Source organism: Nostoc sp. FACHB-190 (genome assembly GCF_014696905.1).
Lineage (GTDB): Bacteria > Cyanobacteriota > Cyanobacteriia > Cyanobacteriales > Nostocaceae > Nostoc_B.
The window spans coordinates 113,418-133,439 of sequence record NZ_JACJQW010000013.1 but is presented as its reverse complement, the minus strand read 5'-3'; the positions used below and the strand labels follow the sequence as shown (position 1 = coordinate 133,439).

The window sequence follows — 20,022 nt, the reverse complement described above, 5'->3', positions numbered from 1 at the left end:
TTTTCCCCTGCAAAATTATGATTGATATCAGCATGACTTATATCATGTGCGGCAAATCAGTTATGATTCAACACATCTGTGCAGAACAAAACTCTTTCTCCCCCTGCGGTTTTGATGATAAGTCTTTTACCGGAAATGATATTACACACCAAGCTTGTCTGTAGAGACTGGGTGTGGTGGTGAAAGCGTACAGGGTTGTTAGGGTTTTGAATAAGTACACCCATGAATCCCTACACCCTTACACCCTTACCAATCAAACCTTCTGTTTGCAGTACTGAATCTCGAATTACCGTAAAAATACTCATTAACTCTATTTTTCAATTAAATCAAAATAATTGTCATATTTTTGATGATCACACCCTTCAACCATTGAGCGATCTCTAAATGTTTGACAGCAAGTATTATCATCTTCTATCGTTCTTTTTGAATTTATGTCCGCAGGACGATGCGAATTTTCTTCTACGAGTTTCAAGTTGGTGTTAATTACTTCCTGGGCATTTGTAAATTTTGCTAATTCGAGACGCAATTTATCTAGTTGCTCATCTTCAGGTGTTACCAAAATATTCATTGGTGAAGTACCTCTGTTATCTGTTATCAAATTTTACTGTGTTTTGCTATGAATAACCTTTTAGGTAATGATAGAAAACATCAGGAAGTTGTTTACAAATCTATTTATTACCTGTCCGGTTTCTATCTCTTGACGATTCAGTTAATCAATCAAATGGGTCTTCCATCTTACAACAAGATAAAAATACAAATGACTTATGTAAGAAAATGAAAGACTCAGATTTGAAACAGGCGATCGCGTCATGAGTCTTTAAGTAGAAAAAGTTAAAATAACTACAAACTTATAGACTCATCCCACTTATGCTCACAAACAATCTTTATGTAGAAGCTTTGATTGATTAACTATAAGTAGAGTATTACACATCTTTTTGCTGTATAAGAACTGTTGCTTACTTATATTTACAGAGAAAATTGTGAAAATACGCTGAAGTCAATTGTTACAAAGCAGCACCCATCTTAAAATTAGGGGGCGGGAGTTTTACAGCCCATTGAACTTAGATGAATGCTGACGATTTTTTTAACCAAGGTTTTAACAAAAATTTGCAAGGAAACTTTCAAGGAGCGATCGCAGATTATACAGAGGCGATTCAGCTAAAACCTGACTTTGCAGAAGCTTACTATAATCGCGGTAATATTTTGTATACCTCACTCCGAGACTATGATGCCGCACTGGCAGATTTTAACAAGGCAATCCAAATAAATCCTGAGTTTGCTGAAGCCTATCATAATCGCGGCAACACTCGTTATTCTCTAGCAGATTACGAAGATGCGATCGCTGATTACGAGTGGGCATTAGCGATCAATCCTAACTTAGCAGAATCCCATCACGGGCGGGGTAATGTTTATTGTGCGTTGGGTGATTATGATCATGCGATCGCAGATTATCACCAAGCGATTGAAATTAACCCAGTATTAGCAACATATATAGATTTTGATATAGCGCGAGCTTTTCATTATCGGGGTATCGCTCGCAGTGAGAGTGGTGATTACCAAGGTGCATTAGCAGATTTTCAGCAAGCTTTACAATGGTATCCCCAGTATGCTGCCGTTTACAGCAGTCGCGGGAATATTTTCCATATTTTAGAAGAATATGAGCAAGCCCTTGCCGATCATGAACGGGCATTACAATTAGATCCGCATTTGGTGGAAGCTTATCATTACCGGGGGAATACCTGTTATCTTTTAGGAGATTATGCAGCCGCAATTGCTGATTACAATCGCGCCTTACAAATTAACCCCAATTTTGCCCCAGCCTACTACAATCGCGGAGTCGTCCGTTCTTACCTAAAAGATTATCCAGCCGCGATTTCTGATTTTAACCAAGCTCTGCAATTAAATCCTGAAGATGTGCAAGCATACTATGAGCGCGGATTAGTCAAAGCCACTTTGGGAGATTTTCCGGGTGCGATCGCTGATTATGAACAAGCTTTAGACAGAAACCCGACTTTGGCTTTAGTCTATGGTTTTTTGGCTTATGCGCGTTGTCAGTTGGGTGACTACCAAAGTGCGATCGCCGATAGCAATCGTGTCTTACAAATTCACCCCGAATATGCACAAGGATACAGCGATCGCGCTACCGCTCGTCGTTGTTTAGGAGATTATCAAGGGGCAATTTTAGATTACAACCGCGCCTTACAACTCAATCCCAACTCAGCCACAGCATACTATGGACGGGGTTTAGCCCGTGAAGCTTTACAAGATTATTTAGCGGCGGTGGAAGAATACACCCAAGCCATTAGAATTGAGCCTGATTTTGCTCCAGCTTACTGTAATCGGGGTAATGCTTTGCGGTTTTTAGAAGCGGAACAAAGAGCTTTAGCTGATTACAATCAAGCAATTAAAATTAACCCCAGCTTAGTAGAAGCTTATTACAATCGCGGTTCCTTGCGCTATGCCTTGCAAGACTATCACGGCGCAATTACAGATTACACCACAGCTTTGCAAATCAACCCCAGCACAGCAGCATTTTACAGCGATCGCGCCAGTGCTTACTATGCCCTGCAAAATTATCACAGTGCGATCGCTGACTACAACCAAGCCATTGCCCTTGACCCCAGTTTTGCTGAAGACTGGTATCATCGCGGGCGTAGCCGTTTGCTGTTGGGAGACTTGCAAGGCGCATTAGCAGACTTAAACCAAGCCTTACAACGTCAACCCCATTGGGCTTCCGCTTATATGTTACGCGCCGATATTTACCGCCAACTCGAAGATTTTCCCGGTGCGATCGCTGATTTTCAACAATCTGCCAACATCTATTATCAAGAAGGCAACATTGAATATTATCAACAAATGCTGACTGCGATCGCTCAACTCCAGTCTCAAGTCTAAAACATCCATTCAGGCAGTTTTTACATAAAAACTATGTTCCTTTCGCATAATAGCTTGACATAAATTTCTTAGCGGTCATGATTGATTAACATATAGTTTTGTTGTTTTGGGAAAGGCGGATAGCTAATATCAATCAAGCATCCGCCATTTATTTTGTGTACAGTTTGACGTAGAAATACTCATCAAATTTAGGATTTTGGATTGGAAATTGTCATCTAATTTTCTTCCTAGCTTTGGACTCAGATTACCTTGTATTATTTCCTGTAATCACGATTAAGTATTTTCCCTGTTGCATCAAGTTGTTATCCCCAAATAGTATTTACCACATTGTTTTTCATCATCTAAATAATTGTGAAATCAGTTCTACAAAGTTACTTGGATCAAGAAATTTGGTTATTGATCAGAGATAAGTGGTATTTCGCAACAATTATCAATGTTTGTGACGATTTGTTATGCTTTAAACACAGAACGCATAACAAAGATACAGAAGAAGATACTTTGTGGGAAATGGTTGTTAAAACTAGTGAAGTAGTTGCTATTGATAAAGTTATCTCTGTTGTGAGTCGCAAACCAGATGTGTTTATGTCTCGTCTGTTAGAAACGAATAGACAAAATGATAATCAGCAACAAGATTGAAGAATTCAGAAGTCAGAATGCAATCTATGGGGAAAATAAATGCCACAGATTGAAGACCACAAAATTTAAATGCTAAATTGCCTTTAAATTTCAGGGAATCCTTTATAACTTCTGAGTGCAAAATTCAGATTTATTCTTCCTGACCAAAAGTCACACATGGGCTATCAATTTCTTCCGCAGGTTGAAAAGAACTGCAAAAAGTCACAATAGCACAATTAACTGCTAATTCATCGGGGTGAATACACTCTATTCCTGACTCAGTTTCAACATGAAAAGCACATTCATTGCAGATAGTTTGACAAGACATAGAATTACTATTATTTCTTAAATTTTCTCTAGCTTCAAATATTGATAAAAAAAGTCAGAAGACAGAATTCAGAATTGGTGAATACTTCACTCATAAAGGGATGGAGTTTAGAGCTTGCCGTTCGCGTAGCGTCTCCGACAGGAGAAGTGTCATATAGAATTCATACGGCATTCTGACTCCTGATTTCTGACTTCTTCTTCATCAACATCTCTCTCCCTTGTCTACCTTGTCTCCCCTATCTTTTTTATTCACATCTCACATAGGACTGCTTTAGCAGTAGCGATTGTGGCAAATTGTCAACTAATATACGCTAAATTACTTCACAATATTGGTAGTCGTTTGGTTGAGCAGTTTGGTTATGAGTCAAAATGAGAACAACGAGCAATCTAGTAGCCATGAATTGTCCTCACATTCAGGTGCGAGATACTGGGGTAACGTGGAGGTAATTGAAGAAGGCGATAATTATAGAATTAGTCGCGTTGAGATTAAACCCAGGCATGGTATTAAACCACAAATCCATTACCACCGCAATGAACATTGGGTGGTAGTTTCTGGGGTAGCTAAGGTAACTTGTGGCGATACGGAAACGCTGCTGAATCGCAATGAATCAACTTATGTTCCAGCCGCAACCTTACACAAAGTGGAAAATCCCGGTTTAATTCCCTTGGTAATTTTGGAAATTCAAAACGGTGAGTATTTAGGCGAGGATGATATCGAACGTCCTTATGACCTCAACTTAATTAAGCCAACATCAGAAAATAAATGAAGTTTGTCAATGGTCAATGGTCAAGAGTTAATGGTCAAAAGTTATTTTTGACCATTAACTTTTGACTTGATCAAAACCATCCTTCTTGTTCTAAAGTTTCGATTAGCTGTAAGCCACGGGGGTCGCCTACTCCGAGTAGTGAGGCTTTAGCATCTTCTCGTACGCCTAAATCTTTATCTTCGGCAAAGGCTTGAATTAAGGCATCAATGGCTGTGGCGTAAACAATATTAGAGGGTAGTTCTTTGCATAACTGTCCAATTGCCCAGGCGCTATTACTGCGAACGGCGGGAATGGGATCTTGGACTAAGGCTTCAATTAAGGCGGGAATTGCCCCTATGACGGTTTCGTAACCCACTCCTGCCATTTGGGCTAAAGCACTCGCTGACCACAAACGCACTGCGGAAATGTCTGTTCTTAAAGCATCAGCGAGGGGTGCGAGACAACGGCGATCGCGGCAATTACCCAATGCCCAAACTACACCTTTACGTACATAACCGTTCCAATCTTGGTTGAGTTGGGCAATTAATGGTTCTACTGCTTCTTTACTGGGATTGCGACCAATACCATAGGCGGCACTCACGCGCACCAAGGGACAGGAATCTTTTAACAGCCCAATGAGTAGCGGGGTAGCTCTTTCATCTTCAATATCACAAAAAGCACGCGCCGCCAACATTCTCTGCTGGGGTTGAGAATTTTCCAAAAGTGCTAACATCACTTCTGGATCGGGCTTTGCCACTTCTGATTCAGCAGTGAGTGGCTCCATTTTATCAAGAGGGCTTTCTAGCTCTACGTCGGGATCGAGTAGGCTTAGGTCATCGTCGTCATACATACGTCATTTAAGTGCCGAGTGGGATTTACAGATAACCCCCCGTGCCAATAATTCAGCGCCTGATAGGTATTTGCTAGATTATTGTACACTTTATGTTCGACATGATTGAGATTTGTTTGAAAAGTCTGAAGTCTAAAGTATGAAGTCTGAAGTCTTATTTTTGAGCCTTGTGTCTATTGACCAATTACTAACTGTCCCAAGTGTTTCAGAATTTTTAGGACGGTAAATAAATTGTTGCGGTACTGCGATCGCCAAACTGCTACTCATGGCTGTCACCGACGAAATAACCTGACAGTTCTTTCAGCATCCACAAAGATTGAGTTTGATAACCCAGTTGATAGTAGAGATTTAAAGCAGGTTGATTGGATTCAAAGACTTGTAAACCGATTTGTTTATCGCCTCGTTGAATTGCCCATTTTTCGACATGCTGCATTAAAGCCTTACCAATACCTTTACGCCGATGTTCTGGGACGACGTAAAGCAAAAAAATATGAGCATGGCGATCGCCACTGACTTGATCTATGGCATTTCCCACCCAGAGGCAAGCAACGGGGGATGAGGGAGACGAGGGAGACAAGGGGGCACAAGTCTTGTATGTTTCTCCCCTCTGCTCCCTGCTCCTTGTCTCCCCTGCCTCTTTCACATCCACCCACCATAAGGGCGTATCTTGGGATAAATACTGCTCGACAGTGCGGGCGAGGTGGGCAAAATCTTGCTGGGGAAATCGCTCCTGGTAAGTGCGTTGCATGAACTTGACAAGGAGCGATCGCTCTAATGTTGAACCGCGACGAATTAAATACCCTGGTAGTAATTGCTCAGACACTTTATTTGCTAAAGGTGAATAAATCCACAGCCGTCGCTGGCAAAATTACCCCAGTTTCTTCAATAGGCGCGGGTGCTGCCATATCAGCCGGCAAAAATATCCGGGCGCTGACTGCTACTAAGGCAACGAGAAATACTAAAAGTACCAGTAGTGGGGCGATGTATTGACGAATTATAGACATATTTAGTAAGTCAAAAGTTAAAAGTCAAAAGAAAGAAACTGAGTGCTGAGTGTTTAGTGCTGAGTGCTGAGTGCTGAGTTGAAGCATTTTCCCCTCCCTCCTGCCTTCTGCCTGGTTGGTGAGCGACTTGCCTTGAGCGCAGTCGAAAGGAGCCGAACCACTGCCTCCTGCCTCTCTTTTTTAACCTTAACGCTGATCGCGTTCTAAATCATCCATAACTCGCTCGCAATACCAACTTTCTGGCATACCGGGATAATTTTGCTTGGCTTGTTCAATTAAGCGTTCAGCTGCGGCGGTATCACCATTTAACTTGGCAATCAGCCTGTTTTTGAGTTGGTTATCGGTGATGCGATCGTTAATCTCTGTTGCGGACATATTTTCCGGCACAACGCTGGATTGTTCTCGGCGTAACTGCCAAAATAAAACGTAATACAGTGTGCCGAAAATTAAAATTAGGCTGAGTGTACCAAAAAAAGTAAAGAGATTAAAAGTCAAAAATCCCAGTACTAACTGTGACAGGACATAGCCAAGTAACAAGCCTGTAAGTAAAAGAATAAATGTACCAACAACAACAATTACTTGGCTTCCCATACATCCTCATCTTCTTCCTCTAGTCCTGGTCTAGATATTACCACTGGCTTTTGATTCCAGGGAGCAACAAACGGTAAAAGTAACAATCCTGGCAAGGCTGCTACTAGGGTTAACAAGAAAAACACAGGCCAGCCTGTGGCTTTTGCCCAATCGCCTGCCGGTGCTGAAAGAACATCTCTACTAATCGCCATTAAGCTAGAAAATAATGCAAATTGAGTGGTTGTAAAACGGTGATTGCAGAGGTTCATTAAAAATGCCACTGTAGCAACCGTTACTAATCCAGCACTAAAATTTTCGATATTTACTGCCAAGATTAATAACGAGTAATTTTTGCCAGCAACAGCTAAAGCATAATAACCCAAGTTACTCAATAATTGCAGTATGCCAAATATCCATAAACCGCGATTAATATGAATTTTGCTTAAGATTACCCCACCAGCTAATACGCCAACAGTCGTGGCGAGAAAGCCAATTCCGGCTTGAATTGCACCAATTTCAGTTTTAGTAAAGTTGATTTCTCGCAAAAATAAATTAGCTGTGATACCAACTAAAGAATCGCCCAGTTTATAAAGGATGATAAATATCAGAATTACACCAGCTTGAGCCAAGCCAAAGCGATGAAAAAACTCTTTAAAAGGCAGAAAAATTGCTTCCTGTAAGTTTTGGGGGGCTTGATTTTCTTGAGCTTCACCCAGTAATTCATCAGGCAATAATAAAGATGAAACTATCCAAGCGACAATCAAAGCTGCTAATAACCAATAAAATACAGGCAAAGCAATATAGCCAAGAAAAACTCCTCCCAGTAAACCAGCTACTAATGCTGTGATAAATAGCACGAATATCACATCTTTGGCAGATAAAGGTGCTGTTTCTCGATTGTTGCTTACCTGTGGTTCTCTGGGTGCAGATAAAGTGACAAAGATACTCCCAGCCATTAAAGCCGCCATGAGTAAGTAAACACCATTCCAAGGTAAGCGATCAGCTAAAACTAAAGCTAAGGAACTGGTGACAAACAAAGCCACACGATAGCCGAGTACCCACACCGATGCACCAGCTTCAGCTTCTAGGGGGTTTAAAATATCGGTACGGTAAGCATCGCCGGCGATGTCTTGGGTGGCACTTAAAAAGGTGATAATTAAACAGTTGATTGCCAAAATTTGCAATACTTGGTCACTTTGAGAAGGTTGTTGAAGTGCGAGAGTGGCGATCGCAATTGCTAACCCAACTTGAGTCAAAATCAACCAACCCCGTCTCGCGCCCAAAAACGGTGGTACAAACCTATCTAACAACGGCGACCACAAAAATTTGAGCGAATAAGGCAACGCCAACAAACCAAATAAAGTAATTTTGCCGATATCAACCTTGGCATCTTGCATCCACAATTGCAATGTTCTACTAGTTAAGAACAAAGGCAATCCCGATGCAAAACCCAGCAATAACAAAGCCCCCATTTTGCGACTTTGGACGGCTTGGCGTAGTGCTTGGATTTCTTTCATCGTTTCGATATTCCTTACTCACAGGAGCGAATTGCAGTTATCTTGCCATAGTTACTGCATAGTTTCATAACTTGACAAAAATTAATTTGGTTCTTCCCAATCTTCAAGCTTTAGTCCACTGATTCGACTAAATTCTCGCGTGTTGTGCGTGACTAATATCAGATTCTTTGCTATTGCGCCAGCCGCAATTTGTAAATCATAAGGGCCGATTGGTGTACCTATAACTGCTAAATCAGCGCGGATTTTACCTGCTATTTTTGCTGTTTGTGAGTCCAATTCAATAATATTAAATTGGCTATGAAATCTTTGTAATATTTCTAAATTTTTCTCAGTTTGTGAGCTACGATAAGCTCCATAATAAAGTTCCAATTGAGTGATATAGTAATCCTAAATCATTTGTAAAATTATCTTTCTTCTCTTTATTCTTCTTCTTTGTGTCCTACCCTGCGGGAAGCCGCTATCGCGTCTATGCGTCCTTTGCGGTTCGTTATAAAAAATATTTTTTCCAACTCAGATAGGATTGCTATAGCAGAAATAAATATATTCCTCTGGTTGCTGACTTGCCAGACGATTCACGACACCAGGATGACTGTTATTGATTAGGCGAATACAGACATTTGTATCAAGTAAATAAGTCAAAATATCTGCTCCCTCGTTTCATATTCTCCCTGTTCTGGTCTTTCTAGGGCTTCTCCTACCCAACCACCAATTACTTCCTCAAAAAATCCCGGCATCCAGCCGCGTTTTTGTGGTGTAATTTCTTGAATTGTTACTGTTACTTCAATTTCTATATTTGTCATTTCTACGGGAATATCAAGATGTAAAATACCATCTGCGCCTACACGAGAACGGATATTAATACTTTGCATAACTATTTGTCCTCTAAATTTTGTCTAACTTTCTTTGATCGGATAAATTTGATGTCCTCTAATTTCGACTCCATGTTCAGCCAGACATTTTAACCAACCTTCACGGGTACCAATATCACTTTTTTGCTTGAGTAAACCTAATTCCTGTTCTTGTTGGGTGAGTTTAGCAAATTCTTCGTATTGGGGATAATTAGGTGTAACAAAGGTTTCTTTCCGATGCAGAACAGGTGGATTTGCCCGATTTGCATAATCTCGATGAGTGACGTACAAAGTTTTTAAGTCAATGGTGATGCTGGCTTTTAAAGCTGGATGGGGGTCTGTATCAAAGTCTGGATAAAATAAGTAGGATATTTGCGGTTGGTCAAGGTTATATTTGATCAGCGTCGCTCCATCAACACGCCCAATGGTACGACTGGCGCAACCTTCGTAAATGCGGAGTAAGGGATCGAGGGCGGCGAGGGCGGAAACATGAACGTAAAGTGCGCCGCGTGTATGTTTGCCGATTTTGCTTTTTTCGCAGGCTGTTTGCACTACTTTTGGTCTACCCAAACTAAATAATTTTTGGTCAGCGACTTCGCAAGCTTCCTCGTAACTACCAAAAAAGGCTTTGATGTCGTGGCGCATTTCTGGCGCTAGTTGGGAAAATCTAGGGCGTTTATCAAAGTGGGTGAGGGCAAGGTAAACTTGAATGTCTAAAGAACGACGATAGGCGATCGCATCCCATTCTGCTTCATCGGTGGCTTGCAACACAACTGCAAAGGCGCGGCGAAAGTTACCAAATTCTGTTAATAGTTCTTGTTCGTTGGCTAATTCACCCTTGACAGGTAATCTCCCGCGTTTGGTGAAAAACTCCATGAGTGGTTGCAGTGTTTCCTGATAATCTTCAAACCGCTTGCTAGGGATGCGGACTCGCGGTGTATAAGTGCGCGAAAAGAAACGGATGGCTTTGAAGCTTTCTTTTTCGGCTTCGTCGCGGAAGACAAAGTAAACCCCAAGCGCCACCGGGACTGCATCGACGTTTAAGACTTGATCAATATATTTTTTGAGTTCTTCTTGCTCGTAATATTTTTGAAAAGTATTACGGCTAGTCACAATGCCGTCATTGTAAGCGAGTTGGGCTTTGCTGGGAGCGTTAATTAAGACTTGTGCAGCGACAATTAAAACTTTGCGGGTGAGTTCCCAGGCTTTAATCAGGCTTTGGTTGCGTTCTGCGATATCTTCGATGACGTTGATAACGTAACCCAAATTAACAACATCAGCAGGCGTAATTTGCTGATTTGGGTAATAGTACGGGTCCCAACCTGCACTCGTATAGCCGAGATTCCCGACACGCTGCACATCGCCACCATGACCGCAGCCATAGTCAAAAAAAGTCCTGTCCTGGTTAATGATTGACCATTCTATGGCTAATCTTACAGGGCGAGAGATTTCTGTGCGAGCGATCGCCGCGCGATGACGCTCAATTTCTAAGTAGCTCTCCGGCATAATGTTCAGTTAACAGTTAACAGTTAACAGTTAACTAATATCCTTTCAATCTTTTATTACCAGTTCAATCAAATCTTCAATTTTCTTGATATTTGGGTCGCCAGCTAAATAACCAATACCCCGATGCAAATGCAACCGGAATTGCGTAGCGAGGGTTTCTTTATCAGTCCCTAAACCGTCATTATGACAGCGTTGCTTCAGGGCAAGTAAAAAAATATCAGACATTTCGCCACCAAAAACCCGCCAAGCCATTTCCACATTACTATCTTGGGGAATAGGTACAGGCGATGGTGGCGCGGGTTCAGCCAGCGAACGACACAACGCCCAACGACACAGAATATTCCATTGGTCAATTTTCGTATTGCGTTTGAGTTTTTGTAGTTGGTCTTTGGCTGTTTGGGAAAGTTTAATTCTTTCGATTGGTGCTTCCATAATGTTTACTCATATCTTTTACAAAAATTTAGACAGTTTTTGGTCATAAACCCAAACAGTAGCGAACCGCAGTTTCAACTTCTAGCATTTTGGATTCAGCAAGCTTACCAGATGGAGCAGCAGGAAAGCGGTTTGGATCTATAGAACGAATTTGAAAACATAAGAATACTGTTTCCATAGGCAGTCCACATTCATTTGGAGAAACTCGGATATTAGTGGGATAATCACGCTTAATATTTTCTCCTTTTGTCCCTACAACTACAGTCACAACCAAAGGTAATTGATTAATAGGGTCTATGGATAAAACTAAAACTGGCCGTGTTCCTGCTTGTTCTCTACCCTGTACAGGATTAAGATTGACAAAATAAATTTGTCCTCTTTCGATACTCACAATTTTTCTAATCCATCCATTTCAGTAAAAATAAATTCCTCGTGAATAGAAGCAATTTCTGTCTTTATATCTAAATCATTAGCCATAGTCGCTAGTTGTTTATTTATCTGGTGAATATCAGTAAAATCATCTGATTGTTTTCTGGCTTGCACTTGTTTTCTAATACGTTCTAAAAGCCATTCAAGTTCTTCTAATGACAAAGTACTTAAATCACGTTCTAGTTCCAGTAAATGTGGTGATATCATCTCTACTCTCTAAAGCTGCTTACATCTATTGTAAATAGACAAACTTATACAAATTGCTCAACCCCATTGTCTCAAAGTTATCTCCTACCAAAAATATTGATTTTCTATCACGGTAGTTTGACGGGTAGATGAGTCGTATTTGAGAAGATATTCACGAGCGATCGCTTCATTTTTCCGCAGAGTTTCGACTTCTTTTTTACCAATTTCCGTATCAGTAGAAAGGAGAATTACTTGATGGCTGGCGGCTGGGAAGTATTTTTCTACTAGGTTTTGGCGGTGGGAAGAGTCGAGTCTGCCGAGGGGTGTGTCAATAGCTACTGGTAAGCGCAAACCAGAGACTTTGGCAAGTCCCCAAAGAAAGGCGATCGCAAGTAACTGCTTTTCCCCAGCCGACAGGCGATGTTTCGGGACTGCTTTACCATCAAAATCAAACAGAGATAAAGCAAAAGTTTTAGTATCAATAGCAATGCGAAATACTAAGTCTGATTTGTGCAGTAAATAGAGAAAACAATTCTTCACTTCTTCTTCTAACTTATTTAGCTTCCGCAGCGTTAACTTTTCTCGAAAAATCTTCAGGGTTTCTTGCACTTTAGAAGCAGAAGTAATGATATGTTCTCTATTTTGATGTTTGATACTTTTGTCAGTATAATCGTTTAATTCTTTTTTGGTGATTTCAATTGCATCCATTAACGCTGCTAATTTCTGCCTTGTTGTTTCATACTTGGATTTAGCTTGTATAACTTCTTTTTGTGAATCTTCCACAGCATCACGTAACTTTTTATAAGCTTCTGGTTCTGCTGCTGTCTGCACTTGTCTTTCTAATGTAATAATTTCTTCTTCCAGATTTCTGAGACTAAATAAATGCTGTTTTGCAGTATTACACGCACTTTTTAAGTGATATCTAACATTATCTAATTGGCTCAAGCTTTCCTCATCCGCTAACAGCCAAGGTGCTTCAGATTGGAGTGAACTTGCATATAAACTATCGACATCTTCAGCTAAAAAAGCTTGAATTTTATCAACTTGGTCAGCAGCAATAGTTAACTGATTTAGCCATTCAAGTAAACGTTTATCTCGTTCAATTAAAACATCTCTTGCAAGTTGCACCTGTTGATTACGAAATTCACTTGCGCCCTGGGTTTGTACTTGACTCAATAAATTAGGAATTAACGCTAAGGGTAAGATTTCAGCAGCTAATTCACATAAAGACTGTCGAATTGCTTCTAATGCAGCAGTTTTTTCTTTTTGTTTATCTTCTAACTGACTGCGTTCGGCGGCAATTTTACCACCTTCAGATACAAATTTATCTAAAGCCTCTTGCTGGATAGTTTCTAATGATTCAACTTGATTTTTTAAATTAGCTAACTCTTGTTCTGTTACTTGATAATCTTCTTGCTTTTGTAATAACCTTTTTTCAATATCTTCAATATTAGCTAAATCTTTAGTATCAGCCATCTCTTTACGCTTACGGTTGATTAAAACATCTAAATCAACGGCTAATTTGTCAGCTAATTCTAGTCCTAAAAGTCCACGAATAGCTTCCACAACAATTGGCGGCGGTGTTTCTTGTTCTGCTAGTTCTTTTACTTGTTCGCCATCAAATAAAAATAAATTAGAAATTCCTAAAGGTAGTAAATTTTCTATATAGTCATCCCAGATACTTGTCAGATAATCAACAGGCCAAGTATCATCATCACCTAAAATTCCTAAAGCATCTTTGCCATCTTTAGGATTTTTCTCCCAAGTTCTCACAATCCGATATTTTACTGGCTGATCATCTTCAATATGTTCAAAAAGTAACTCAATTCGTGTCTTTTCAGAAGGAGTAGCTTTACTATTAACACATTGATTTAAAAAATCACTATAGCTCAAATTACCGCGCGTCGAACATTGAGCGCGTTGTCCATATAATGCTAGGCGAATAGCATCCATCAGCGTAGTTTTTCCCCCACCATTCATACCACCTAATAAAAGAATTGGGCGAGGATTATCCTCATTTCTTGGGTCAAGATTAATTACTTGTCTGCCAGAATAAGGGCCAAAATTTTGTAATACGAGTTCTAAAAATATCATTTGTCTTTATAGATAAAAGGCTAGATGCTTTGCGAGATCCCCGACTTCTTAAAAAAGTCGGGGTTCTGACCACTCCCACGTCTTAAAATGAATGCGATGAACCACTAATTAATTTGTCAGAATCTGCCTTGTTAAAATACTCATAACTTCGCCAGGGTTAGAACTAGGTAATAAAGGACTCCACTCGTAAACTTGGGCGAAACCCAGTTTGTATAAAGTCAAAATTGTGTTATTGACACCTTTTTTAGAACCATAAATTACAACCTTTACAGACTCTCTATCGGGTGTTGTTTGTGTAGAGTCGTTGCTGGAAGCAAGCTGTGTGGTGGTTTGACAAGTCTCTGCTAGAAAGCTTTTAGTCATTGGAATTTACCTGTTTATGGGTAAGTCGTTGTGTTACTTAAACGTAACAAGATAATCTTACCTCGTTTGTTACATATACAGAACATTTACTCTGTTAGAAGCCTTTGACACAATCAAAGGCATGGGAAAAGCAGGTAAAGCACTTAAACAGGTGTTGGAAACATACAGCATCAGTCAGAACAAGTTAGCCGTCACAATGGGAACAGGACGGCCAAACATTCACCGTTGGATTAATGAAATGACAGACCCCGTTGCTGATAAGCTGTTAGAAATTCGTGATGCACTCAGAAAAATTAATCCAGTCGCCGCAGACGAGTTTATCAGGCTGTACTTAGGAGACGCTAATGATGACCAGCAAATTTAAGCCTTTGTCTGTTTCTTTTTAAATTTCATATTTGACCAAGTTTTTGCATTGTCAGAAGATTTTGATGTATTTTCTGTATCATTTTGTGTATTAGGTATACTTGCTTGTTCATCCGGCGTGGCAAAATCAGCTAAAGTTAACTGCTTGACTTTTTCTCTAACTGTTGCAACATCTCCTTGACTAACAGCCTCTCTTAAATCACGTTTTAAATGGGCATTCCTAATTGCTTCTTCAGGAGAACGAGAACTAGTATTAAAACATTTTTCGAGAGTTTCGTAAATTCCGACACGCTTTGTTTTCTTACGAAATTGCCATTCTGTGCTTAAAAGTTTTGACATGAGTTCCAAGTGCATAGTGTCATCAGCACAGATTTCTTCTAAGACAGCCCATTCATCACTACCTAATAGTTTATGTTCAACACCAGGGCGCGGGTCTTTGAATTCTTCCCCAGTTACTTCGTAATAAATGCGGGGTAAACTATCGTCAAACTCATGTCTTTCTTCTAGCCAGATGCGACGAATTTCGCTAAGTTCTTCTGTAGAAATCAGAGTAATATCGCGCATATTTTCTGGTGCTGTTTGACGGATTTGTTTTTCGACGTTTAGTAATTTTCTCAGCCAATCTTCCCGTGCTTCTTTTACATAAGGGCCTGGAATTGGTTCAATAGATAGTTCACCTTCTAGATTGCGCTCATACAGTTGAACATCTCCATTTCTGCGGCGGAAATCTCGGCGATCGCGTGTTTCTTCTGCATCTAATTCCTTGCGAAAATCAAGTAGAGGTTGCATCCACTCTTTTTCTTCATCATTTTGAATCATAGCCGCTAGAGATTTATCCTGGCTAACTAAGGTACAAACCCAACAACCAAAACGAGAGCTACCACAGCTTGGAGTAGAAGTATCTACTACTAAGGGACATTCATTATCAGCAGAAGCACCCCGATACATAGCAAATAGGTCTTTATTGCTATATCTCCAAGGGTTTTCCCACTGCATTAAATAAATCCAAACTTCATCATTTTGCCAGTCTTCAATAGGGCTGTAAACTAAGGAGTTCGGCAAATTCATGTTAGGACTTAGGCGATCGCGTACCCGCAGAGCTTCTAATTTTTTCATTCTGTTAGCGCGTTTTGTGCTTTCTGCTTTGCGAGTACCCAGCACCACAATTGCTTCTCCACTAGCTCGAATTACATCACGGATAAAGCGATTCGAGGGATTGATTTTCAGTCGTTCTGTACACCACCGGAATTTACCTCTTGGTGCTGGATAACCTTTCCCAATCAAACCCACCCAAAATGTTTCTTTAAAATCTGGCTGTAATAAATGAGGTTCAAATGGTAATTCTTGCGCTTGAGCTTCTAATTTCATTTGCTGTAGAGAATTTCGCACCCAAGCAGCAACAATCGGGTTTTCTACCAATGTGTCTGTAGTAATGACGTAGATTGTTTTAGTCCGTTTTTCTGCTGGGAGTCCAGCGATCGCATTCCAGACCAACTGTAAAGTAGCAGTGCTGTCTTTACCACCCGAATAACCTACAACCCAAGGAATCGCATCCAAACAATACAATTCTTGAATTTCAATGGTCAGAGCTTGGATATCCTCTACTAATTCTGCTACAGTACCTTTCTGCTGACCTTTATTTTCTGGTTGTTGTGCTTCAGTCATTGCTTCCTACCTCTGGACATTTGGGCGTTACCGCTTTTTACTCCAGTGTATGGAATGCGCGGGTTCCCAAAAAGTTTTTAAAAACTGATTTATTAGTATCTAACTTTTTGGACAATATAGCTAGGTTACAAGACTAAGTTTTTAAAAATTAATATGAGTGACATTGCATCTAACCTCACTACTGATATTGCGAAAGAGTACCTGGAGAGAGACAACAAGGATAAACAGGTACTAGCTTTACTCCTCGAAAAATTCTTAGAGAAAAAAGACCAAATTTTGGTGCAGAAAACGGAAATGGGTGGAATTGAAGCCTATATTGGTTCAGTGACTCTGGAATGGTTTGCTAGTCGAGTTCATTTTGCTTCTGGTTTACCTCTGCTGCAAAAAAAATATAATCCAGAGACGGATAATATCGAAATCGATGCAGATAGTATTGATGAAATTCAACAGCGTCCTATTGACTGGTCGCGTCAAGCACCTCTAGTTCAATATTTGGCTGCGAGAAAAAATCATAAGTTTCCCCCAGTTCTTGTAGTAATTAACCAGCCTTGGGTTGATAACTCAAAAGCCCCGGAGTGGGACAGTGAAGAACGCGCTACAAAATCTACTACCGATTTTACACCTCTAGATAAAGATGGTAAGGTCGGCTTACTCAATGTTTCTGAAGAAAATGTGACTATCTATGCTTTAGACGGTCAACATCGGCTGATGGGAGTTCAGGGTTTAATTGAGTTAATTAAAACTGGTAAACTCCAGCGATATAAAAAAGATAAAACTGCCGATGATAGTTTTATCACTATCTCAGATTTAACAGAGCAGTATCAAGTAGATCCTGCTTATTTGCAAAGCTTACCTAAAGAAAAAATTGGCATTGAATTTATTTGTGCAGTAAATTCTGGGGAAACTCGTAACGAAGCTAGAAGAAGGGTAAGGTCGATTTTTGTCCATGTTAACTTGATGGCTGCACCTTTAACTAAAGGTCAGTTGGCACAGTTAAATGAAGACGACGGTTTTTCTATTGTGGCGCGAAAAATAGCAGTAACTCATCCACTTTTAGAACAACGTCAAAACCGTAAACCGCGTGTTAATTGGAACAGTTCAACTGTAGCGTCAAATTCGACAGTTTTGACGACATTGCAAGCTCTACAAGATATGTCTGAGAGATATTTAGGTCAAAAATTCCCTCATTGGAAACCATTGGAAAAAGGCTTAATTCCGATGCGTCCAGAAAATGAGGAAATTGAACAGGGAATTGCAGAATTCACCAAACTTTTTGATAACTTGGCAAACTTACCTAGTTATAAGATTTTGGCACATGAAGATACACCAGTTTTACGAAGGTTCAGCTTTGAAAAGGATGGCGGTGAAGGAAATATGCTTTTCCGTCCTGTGGCGCAAGTTGCTATCGCTCAAGCTTTGGGATTTTTGGTGTTTAAAAAAGGGTTTTCTTTAACCAGTATTTTCAAGAAATTGAAAAAGTTTGACCAACAAGGTGGCTTTACTGGGATGGAATACCCTCAGTCTCTTTGGTATGGGGTTTTATATGACCCGAATAAAAAGCGCGTACAGGTTTCTGGAAAAGACTTAGCGGCTAAGTTATTAATTTACATTTTGGGTGGACTTCAAGATCCAATGGAAGTAGCTGATCTTCGTAAAGCTTTGGCTAATGCAAGAACAGTGGAAAATAAAACTATAAGTTTTGATGGTGAGTTTGTCGATCCAAAGGAAGTTGGACTTCCAGCACTCTTATAAGTTACAGCAGGCTCAACATTTCAATTTCAAAGGGTTTTTACTGATTGCAAACAACTTAACAGCATAGTAGTATGTTAAATACTTGACTTAAATTATACAGTTCTTCTTATGGTTAACATAAACCAGGATAGTGACAGTACCATTTCACCAGAAGTTCAAGCTGCGTTTAATGCCTCTGTTGAAAGTGTTTTTTCTCAATATCATCGTGAGCGTTGCTATCCTGGACTAATTTTTAGGCAGGGTAAGCGTACTATGCTGCAAATAAATATACCTGCTGGTGATTTTCCTGCGCTTTTAGTAGCAAAACCTGCTACTGATGATGATCCTGAATCAGGTAAACAGCGTCCAGAGGTTCCAGGTCATGCTGATGAGATCAAAAATTACATTGTAGAGCAGTCCCAAAAGAAAAAACCTTGGATTTTAGGAACGCTGACAGCAAATGTATCGCAAGAGAAAATCAAAATTCTCCAATTGGGTAGAGGTATGTGCATAGTTGTTATTCCTCGTGGAGTAAAGTTAGAAATTACAGATGGACAACATCGCAAGAGTGCTATTCAAAAATTGATTGAAGGTGATGAAAGTTACCTAATTAGTGATGATGATTTTCCCATTACGCTGGTTTTAGAAGATGATGCTGATCAGTGTAGAAAGGACTTTGGAGATATGGCTCAAACCAAACAATTAGGTAAAGCCTTGTTATTATCATTTAGCGTAATTGAAGGGCGTGCCGGAATCACTAAAAAGTTGGTAAAAGAAGTAAAAATGTTCTCTAATAAAACAGACAAGATTCAAGATTCTCCACGTATTCAGAAAAAATTTATTTATACAAATAATTACATAGCAAGGGCTGTAAGTTGCGCGTTTACTAATACCCCTGATTCTGAACTTCAAGATAATGATGTAGAAATTTCATCGAATGCTCTAGCTAATTGTCTCAATAAGTTTTTTTATGAGTGCAAGGACACAACATATATTGCTGAAACAAATATAAATGTGATAACTCCTGTTGAGTTAAAAAGATTTAAAGATGAATGCCTATTAGGTGTAAGTGTTGGTTTAGAAGTTCTAGGTCGCTTGCTCTACTTAACTTACAATAAAGATCATAATTATTTTGATGAAGCAAAAGTTTCTCAACTTGCACAGATAGGTTGGACGAAAGATAATCCACTTTGGGAGAATAATTTAATTAGGATAGACCCAAATCCTAAAAATCTAAGTAAGCGTTACAAACTTTCTACTGGTGCAAATGCAGTAATTGATGCAGTGAGAACAGTAAGAAATAAACTAGGATGGGTATAAAAAAATCTAATAAGAACCCTATTTCTTAAGAAAGGAATTTGCTTAGATCAAATTCCTCTTCTTTTTCGTATTGTTGTGTTCGTTCATAACTGAGAAATAATAAAATTCTTTCTGCATAATCCACGGCTCCACGCAACTCATTGCGTAAAATTTCTAATCCCCCATTAGCATACTCTTCAAAAATAATATTGCGTTGAATTTCATACTCTTCTTCATGAATAGATAAGATGTTAATATCTTGAGTTTCCGTCATTCCTAATAATTTAATCACCACATCATTTCCCACCGAAGCGAAATATTCTAGCCTGATTGGCGATGGTTCGCGTTTAGAAATTTCGCCTAAAGGGACACGCTTTTTATGCTTTGCACCCAAGGCTGCTGCAAATACAATCACATCAGCAAATGTTTGAAAAGGCCCAGTACCACCATCGGAAGATGTTAACGCTTTTACTAAATCTGCTTTATCTTTAGCAACCCTGATTCTGCCAGTTTCAGCCATTGATTTCAATATTCACATTGTAGCTATGATAACCGAAAGCTAAGATAATCCCAATCAACGCA

At 39.7% G+C, this 20,022-nt stretch carries 25 protein-coding genes; 6 read left to right on the top strand and 19 right to left on the bottom strand.

Features of this window, described 5'->3' with window-relative positions; translation table 11 throughout:
- Positions 1 to 310: 310 nt before the first annotated feature.
- Positions 311 to 568 carry a hypothetical protein gene (locus H6G28_RS16325; RefSeq protein WP_190591300.1) on the bottom strand — a complete coding sequence of 86 codons (258 nt, stop codon included), beginning with the start codon at positions 566 to 568 and terminating at the stop codon, positions 311 to 313.
- A 497-nt stretch (positions 569 to 1,065) separates the two neighbouring features.
- On the opposite strand from H6G28_RS16325, the gene H6G28_RS16320 reads away from it, so the two are divergent.
- The gene (locus H6G28_RS16320; protein ID WP_190672217.1) at positions 1,066 to 2,895 is read left to right on the top strand and encodes a tetratricopeptide repeat protein; all 1,830 of its coding nucleotides are present in this window, start codon (positions 1,066 to 1,068) and stop codon (positions 2,893 to 2,895) included.
- A gap of 351 nt (positions 2,896 to 3,246) precedes the next feature.
- A complete protein-coding gene (locus tag H6G28_RS16315) occupies positions 3,247 to 3,531 on the top strand; it encodes a hypothetical protein (protein WP_190591298.1) in 285 nt (94 codons plus the stop codon).
- A 130-nt stretch (positions 3,532 to 3,661) separates the two neighbouring features.
- Here the strand turns inward: H6G28_RS16315 and H6G28_RS16310 are convergent, their stop codons facing one another.
- The gene (locus H6G28_RS16310) at positions 3,662 to 3,838 is read right to left on the bottom strand and encodes a hypothetical protein (protein ID WP_190591297.1); all 177 of its coding nucleotides are present in this window, start codon (positions 3,836 to 3,838) and stop codon (positions 3,662 to 3,664) included.
- Between the two features lie 358 nt (positions 3,839 to 4,196).
- Between H6G28_RS16310 and H6G28_RS16305 the strand changes: the two genes are divergently transcribed.
- Complete coding sequence (locus H6G28_RS16305) at positions 4,197 to 4,604, top strand: phosphomannose isomerase type II C-terminal cupin domain (protein WP_190591296.1); 408 nt, start codon at positions 4,197 to 4,199, stop codon at positions 4,602 to 4,604.
- 70 nt (positions 4,605 to 4,674) lie between these two features.
- Here the strand turns inward: H6G28_RS16305 and H6G28_RS16300 are convergent, their stop codons facing one another.
- The 15 genes from H6G28_RS16300 to H6G28_RS16240 form a co-directional block, all read right to left on the bottom strand.
- Positions 4,675 to 5,433 (bottom strand): HEAT repeat domain-containing protein, encoded by a 759-nt coding sequence (locus H6G28_RS16300; protein ID WP_190591295.1) that lies wholly within the window; start codon positions 5,431 to 5,433, stop codon positions 4,675 to 4,677.
- A 132-nt stretch (positions 5,434 to 5,565) separates the two neighbouring features.
- Positions 5,566 to 5,700, bottom strand: a complete 135-nt coding sequence (locus H6G28_RS37380; protein ID WP_277880555.1) for a hypothetical protein — start codon at positions 5,698 to 5,700, stop codon at positions 5,566 to 5,568.
- A complete protein-coding gene (locus H6G28_RS16295) occupies positions 5,693 to 6,256 on the bottom strand; it encodes a GNAT family N-acetyltransferase (RefSeq protein ID WP_190672214.1) in 564 nt (187 codons plus the stop codon). The genes H6G28_RS37380 and H6G28_RS16295 overlap by 8 nt, the downstream gene beginning before the upstream one ends.
- 1 nt (position 6,257) lies before the next feature.
- A complete protein-coding gene (locus tag H6G28_RS16290) occupies positions 6,258 to 6,437 on the bottom strand; it encodes a DUF8624 family small hydrophobic protein (RefSeq protein ID WP_190591293.1) in 180 nt (59 codons plus the stop codon).
- A gap of 186 nt (positions 6,438 to 6,623) precedes the next feature.
- Positions 6,624 to 7,028: an ABC transporter permease gene (locus H6G28_RS16285; RefSeq protein WP_190591292.1), complete on the bottom strand. Its 405-nt coding sequence runs from the start codon at positions 7,026 to 7,028 to the stop codon at positions 6,624 to 6,626.
- Complete coding sequence (locus H6G28_RS16280; protein WP_190591291.1) at positions 7,013 to 8,524, bottom strand: AmpG family muropeptide MFS transporter; 1,512 nt, start codon at positions 8,522 to 8,524, stop codon at positions 7,013 to 7,015. Before H6G28_RS16280 ends, H6G28_RS16285 begins: the two co-directional genes overlap by 16 nt.
- Positions 8,525 to 8,605: 81 nt before the next feature.
- Positions 8,606 to 8,893 (bottom strand): PIN domain-containing protein, encoded by a 288-nt coding sequence (locus H6G28_RS16275; protein WP_199332863.1) that lies wholly within the window; start codon positions 8,891 to 8,893, stop codon positions 8,606 to 8,608.
- A 141-nt stretch (positions 8,894 to 9,034) separates the two neighbouring features.
- Positions 9,035 to 9,163 (bottom strand): type II toxin-antitoxin system VapC family toxin, encoded by a 129-nt coding sequence (locus tag H6G28_RS37375; RefSeq protein WP_277877291.1) that lies wholly within the window; start codon positions 9,161 to 9,163, stop codon positions 9,035 to 9,037.
- A complete protein-coding gene (locus H6G28_RS16270; RefSeq protein WP_190672211.1) occupies positions 9,160 to 9,393 on the bottom strand; it encodes a hypothetical protein in 234 nt (77 codons plus the stop codon). Before H6G28_RS16270 ends, H6G28_RS37375 begins: the two co-directional genes overlap by 4 nt.
- A 24-nt stretch (positions 9,394 to 9,417) precedes the next feature.
- Positions 9,418 to 10,878 (bottom strand): DNA phosphorothioation-associated putative methyltransferase, encoded by a 1,461-nt coding sequence (locus H6G28_RS16265; protein ID WP_190672208.1) that lies wholly within the window; start codon positions 10,876 to 10,878, stop codon positions 9,418 to 9,420.
- A gap of 45 nt (positions 10,879 to 10,923) precedes the next feature.
- Positions 10,924 to 11,310: a DNA sulfur modification protein DndE gene (gene dndE / locus H6G28_RS16260; protein WP_190591288.1), complete on the bottom strand. Its 387-nt coding sequence runs from the start codon at positions 11,308 to 11,310 to the stop codon at positions 10,924 to 10,926.
- A gap of 43 nt (positions 11,311 to 11,353) precedes the next feature.
- On the bottom strand, positions 11,354 to 11,701 hold the full coding sequence (locus H6G28_RS16255; protein ID WP_190672205.1) for a type II toxin-antitoxin system PemK/MazF family toxin: 348 nt from the start codon (positions 11,699 to 11,701) through the stop codon (positions 11,354 to 11,356).
- Positions 11,698 to 11,946, bottom strand: coding sequence for a hypothetical protein (locus H6G28_RS16250; RefSeq protein WP_190591286.1), 249 nt, complete (start codon positions 11,944 to 11,946; stop codon positions 11,698 to 11,700). Before H6G28_RS16250 ends, H6G28_RS16255 begins: the two co-directional genes overlap by 4 nt.
- Positions 11,947 to 12,030: 84 nt before the next feature.
- Positions 12,031 to 14,019, bottom strand: coding sequence for a DNA sulfur modification protein DndD (dndD, locus tag H6G28_RS16245; RefSeq protein WP_190672203.1), 1,989 nt, complete (start codon positions 14,017 to 14,019; stop codon positions 12,031 to 12,033).
- Positions 14,020 to 14,127: 108 nt separating this feature from the next.
- Complete coding sequence (locus tag H6G28_RS16240; RefSeq protein WP_190672201.1) at positions 14,128 to 14,382, bottom strand: hypothetical protein; 255 nt, start codon at positions 14,380 to 14,382, stop codon at positions 14,128 to 14,130.
- A 121-nt stretch (positions 14,383 to 14,503) separates the two neighbouring features.
- On the opposite strand from H6G28_RS16240, the gene H6G28_RS16235 reads away from it, so the two are divergent.
- On the top strand, positions 14,504 to 14,746 hold the full coding sequence (locus H6G28_RS16235) for a helix-turn-helix domain-containing protein (RefSeq protein ID WP_190591283.1): 243 nt from the start codon (positions 14,504 to 14,506) through the stop codon (positions 14,744 to 14,746).
- Here the strand turns inward: H6G28_RS16235 and dndC are convergent.
- Positions 14,743 to 16,410, bottom strand: coding sequence for a DNA phosphorothioation system sulfurtransferase DndC (gene dndC, locus H6G28_RS16230; RefSeq protein WP_190672198.1), 1,668 nt, complete (start codon positions 16,408 to 16,410; stop codon positions 14,743 to 14,745). The two genes, H6G28_RS16235 and dndC, sit on opposite strands and share 4 nt — an antisense overlap.
- Positions 16,411 to 16,563: 153 nt before the next feature.
- On the opposite strand from dndC, the gene H6G28_RS16225 reads away from it, so the two are divergent.
- Both H6G28_RS16225 and H6G28_RS16220 read left to right on the top strand, forming a co-directional pair.
- Entirely contained in the window at positions 16,564 to 18,162 is a 1,599-nt protein-coding gene (locus H6G28_RS16225) for a DGQHR domain-containing protein (RefSeq protein WP_190672195.1), read from the top strand.
- Positions 18,163 to 18,270: 108 nt separating this feature from the next.
- A complete protein-coding gene (locus H6G28_RS16220) occupies positions 18,271 to 19,461 on the top strand; it encodes a DNA sulfur modification protein DndB (RefSeq protein WP_190672192.1) in 1,191 nt (396 codons plus the stop codon).
- Positions 19,462 to 19,486: 25 nt separating this feature from the next.
- On the opposite strand, the gene H6G28_RS16215 is transcribed toward H6G28_RS16220, so the two are convergent.
- The gene (locus H6G28_RS16215) at positions 19,487 to 19,960 is read right to left on the bottom strand and encodes a DNA phosphorothioation-associated protein 4 (protein ID WP_190672190.1); all 474 of its coding nucleotides are present in this window, start codon (positions 19,958 to 19,960) and stop codon (positions 19,487 to 19,489) included.
- Positions 19,961 to 20,022 lie beyond the last annotated feature (62 nt).

Bases quoted from the DNA above. Each gene is read 5' to 3' on its own strand.
- H6G28_RS16325 (WP_190591300.1), bottom strand. From the start codon at position 568: ATGAATATTTTGGTAACACCTGAAGATGAGCAACTAGATAAATTGCGT.
- H6G28_RS16320 (WP_190672217.1), top strand. From the start codon at position 1,066: ATGAATGCTGACGATTTTTTTAACCAAGGTTTTAACAAAAATTTGCAA.
- H6G28_RS16310 (WP_190591297.1), bottom strand. From the start codon at position 3,838: ATGTCTTGTCAAACTATCTGCAATGAATGTGCTTTTCATGTTGAAACT.
- H6G28_RS16305 (WP_190591296.1), top strand. From the start codon at position 4,197: ATGAGTCAAAATGAGAACAACGAGCAATCTAGTAGCCATGAATTGTCC.
- H6G28_RS16300 (WP_190591295.1), bottom strand. From the start codon at position 5,433: ATGTATGACGACGATGACCTAAGCCTACTCGATCCCGACGTAGAGCTA.
- H6G28_RS37380 (WP_277880555.1), bottom strand. From the start codon at position 5,700: ATGAGTAGCAGTTTGGCGATCGCAGTACCGCAACAATTTATTTACCGT.
- H6G28_RS16290 (WP_190591293.1), bottom strand. From the start codon at position 6,437: ATGTCTATAATTCGTCAATACATCGCCCCACTACTGGTACTTTTAGTA.
- H6G28_RS16285 (WP_190591292.1), bottom strand. From the start codon at position 7,028: ATGGGAAGCCAAGTAATTGTTGTTGTTGGTACATTTATTCTTTTACTT.
- H6G28_RS16280 (WP_190591291.1), bottom strand. From the start codon at position 8,524: ATGAAAGAAATCCAAGCACTACGCCAAGCCGTCCAAAGTCGCAAAATG.
- H6G28_RS16270 (WP_190672211.1), bottom strand. From the start codon at position 9,393: ATGCAAAGTATTAATATCCGTTCTCGTGTAGGCGCAGATGGTATTTTA.
- H6G28_RS16265 (WP_190672208.1), bottom strand. From the start codon at position 10,878: ATGCCGGAGAGCTACTTAGAAATTGAGCGTCATCGCGCGGCGATCGCT.
- dndE (WP_190591288.1), bottom strand. From the start codon at position 11,310: ATGGAAGCACCAATCGAAAGAATTAAACTTTCCCAAACAGCCAAAGAC.
- H6G28_RS16250 (WP_190591286.1), bottom strand. From the start codon at position 11,946: ATGATATCACCACATTTACTGGAACTAGAACGTGATTTAAGTACTTTG.
- dndD (WP_190672203.1), bottom strand. From the start codon at position 14,019: ATGATATTTTTAGAACTCGTATTACAAAATTTTGGCCCTTATTCTGGC.
- H6G28_RS16240 (WP_190672201.1), bottom strand. From the start codon at position 14,382: ATGACTAAAAGCTTTCTAGCAGAGACTTGTCAAACCACCACACAGCTT.
- H6G28_RS16235 (WP_190591283.1), top strand. From the start codon at position 14,504: ATGGGAAAAGCAGGTAAAGCACTTAAACAGGTGTTGGAAACATACAGC.
- dndC (WP_190672198.1), bottom strand. From the start codon at position 16,410: ATGACTGAAGCACAACAACCAGAAAATAAAGGTCAGCAGAAAGGTACT.
- H6G28_RS16225 (WP_190672195.1), top strand. From the start codon at position 16,564: ATGAGTGACATTGCATCTAACCTCACTACTGATATTGCGAAAGAGTAC.
- H6G28_RS16220 (WP_190672192.1), top strand. From the start codon at position 18,271: ATGGTTAACATAAACCAGGATAGTGACAGTACCATTTCACCAGAAGTT.
- H6G28_RS16215 (WP_190672190.1), bottom strand. From the start codon at position 19,960: ATGGCTGAAACTGGCAGAATCAGGGTTGCTAAAGATAAAGCAGATTTA.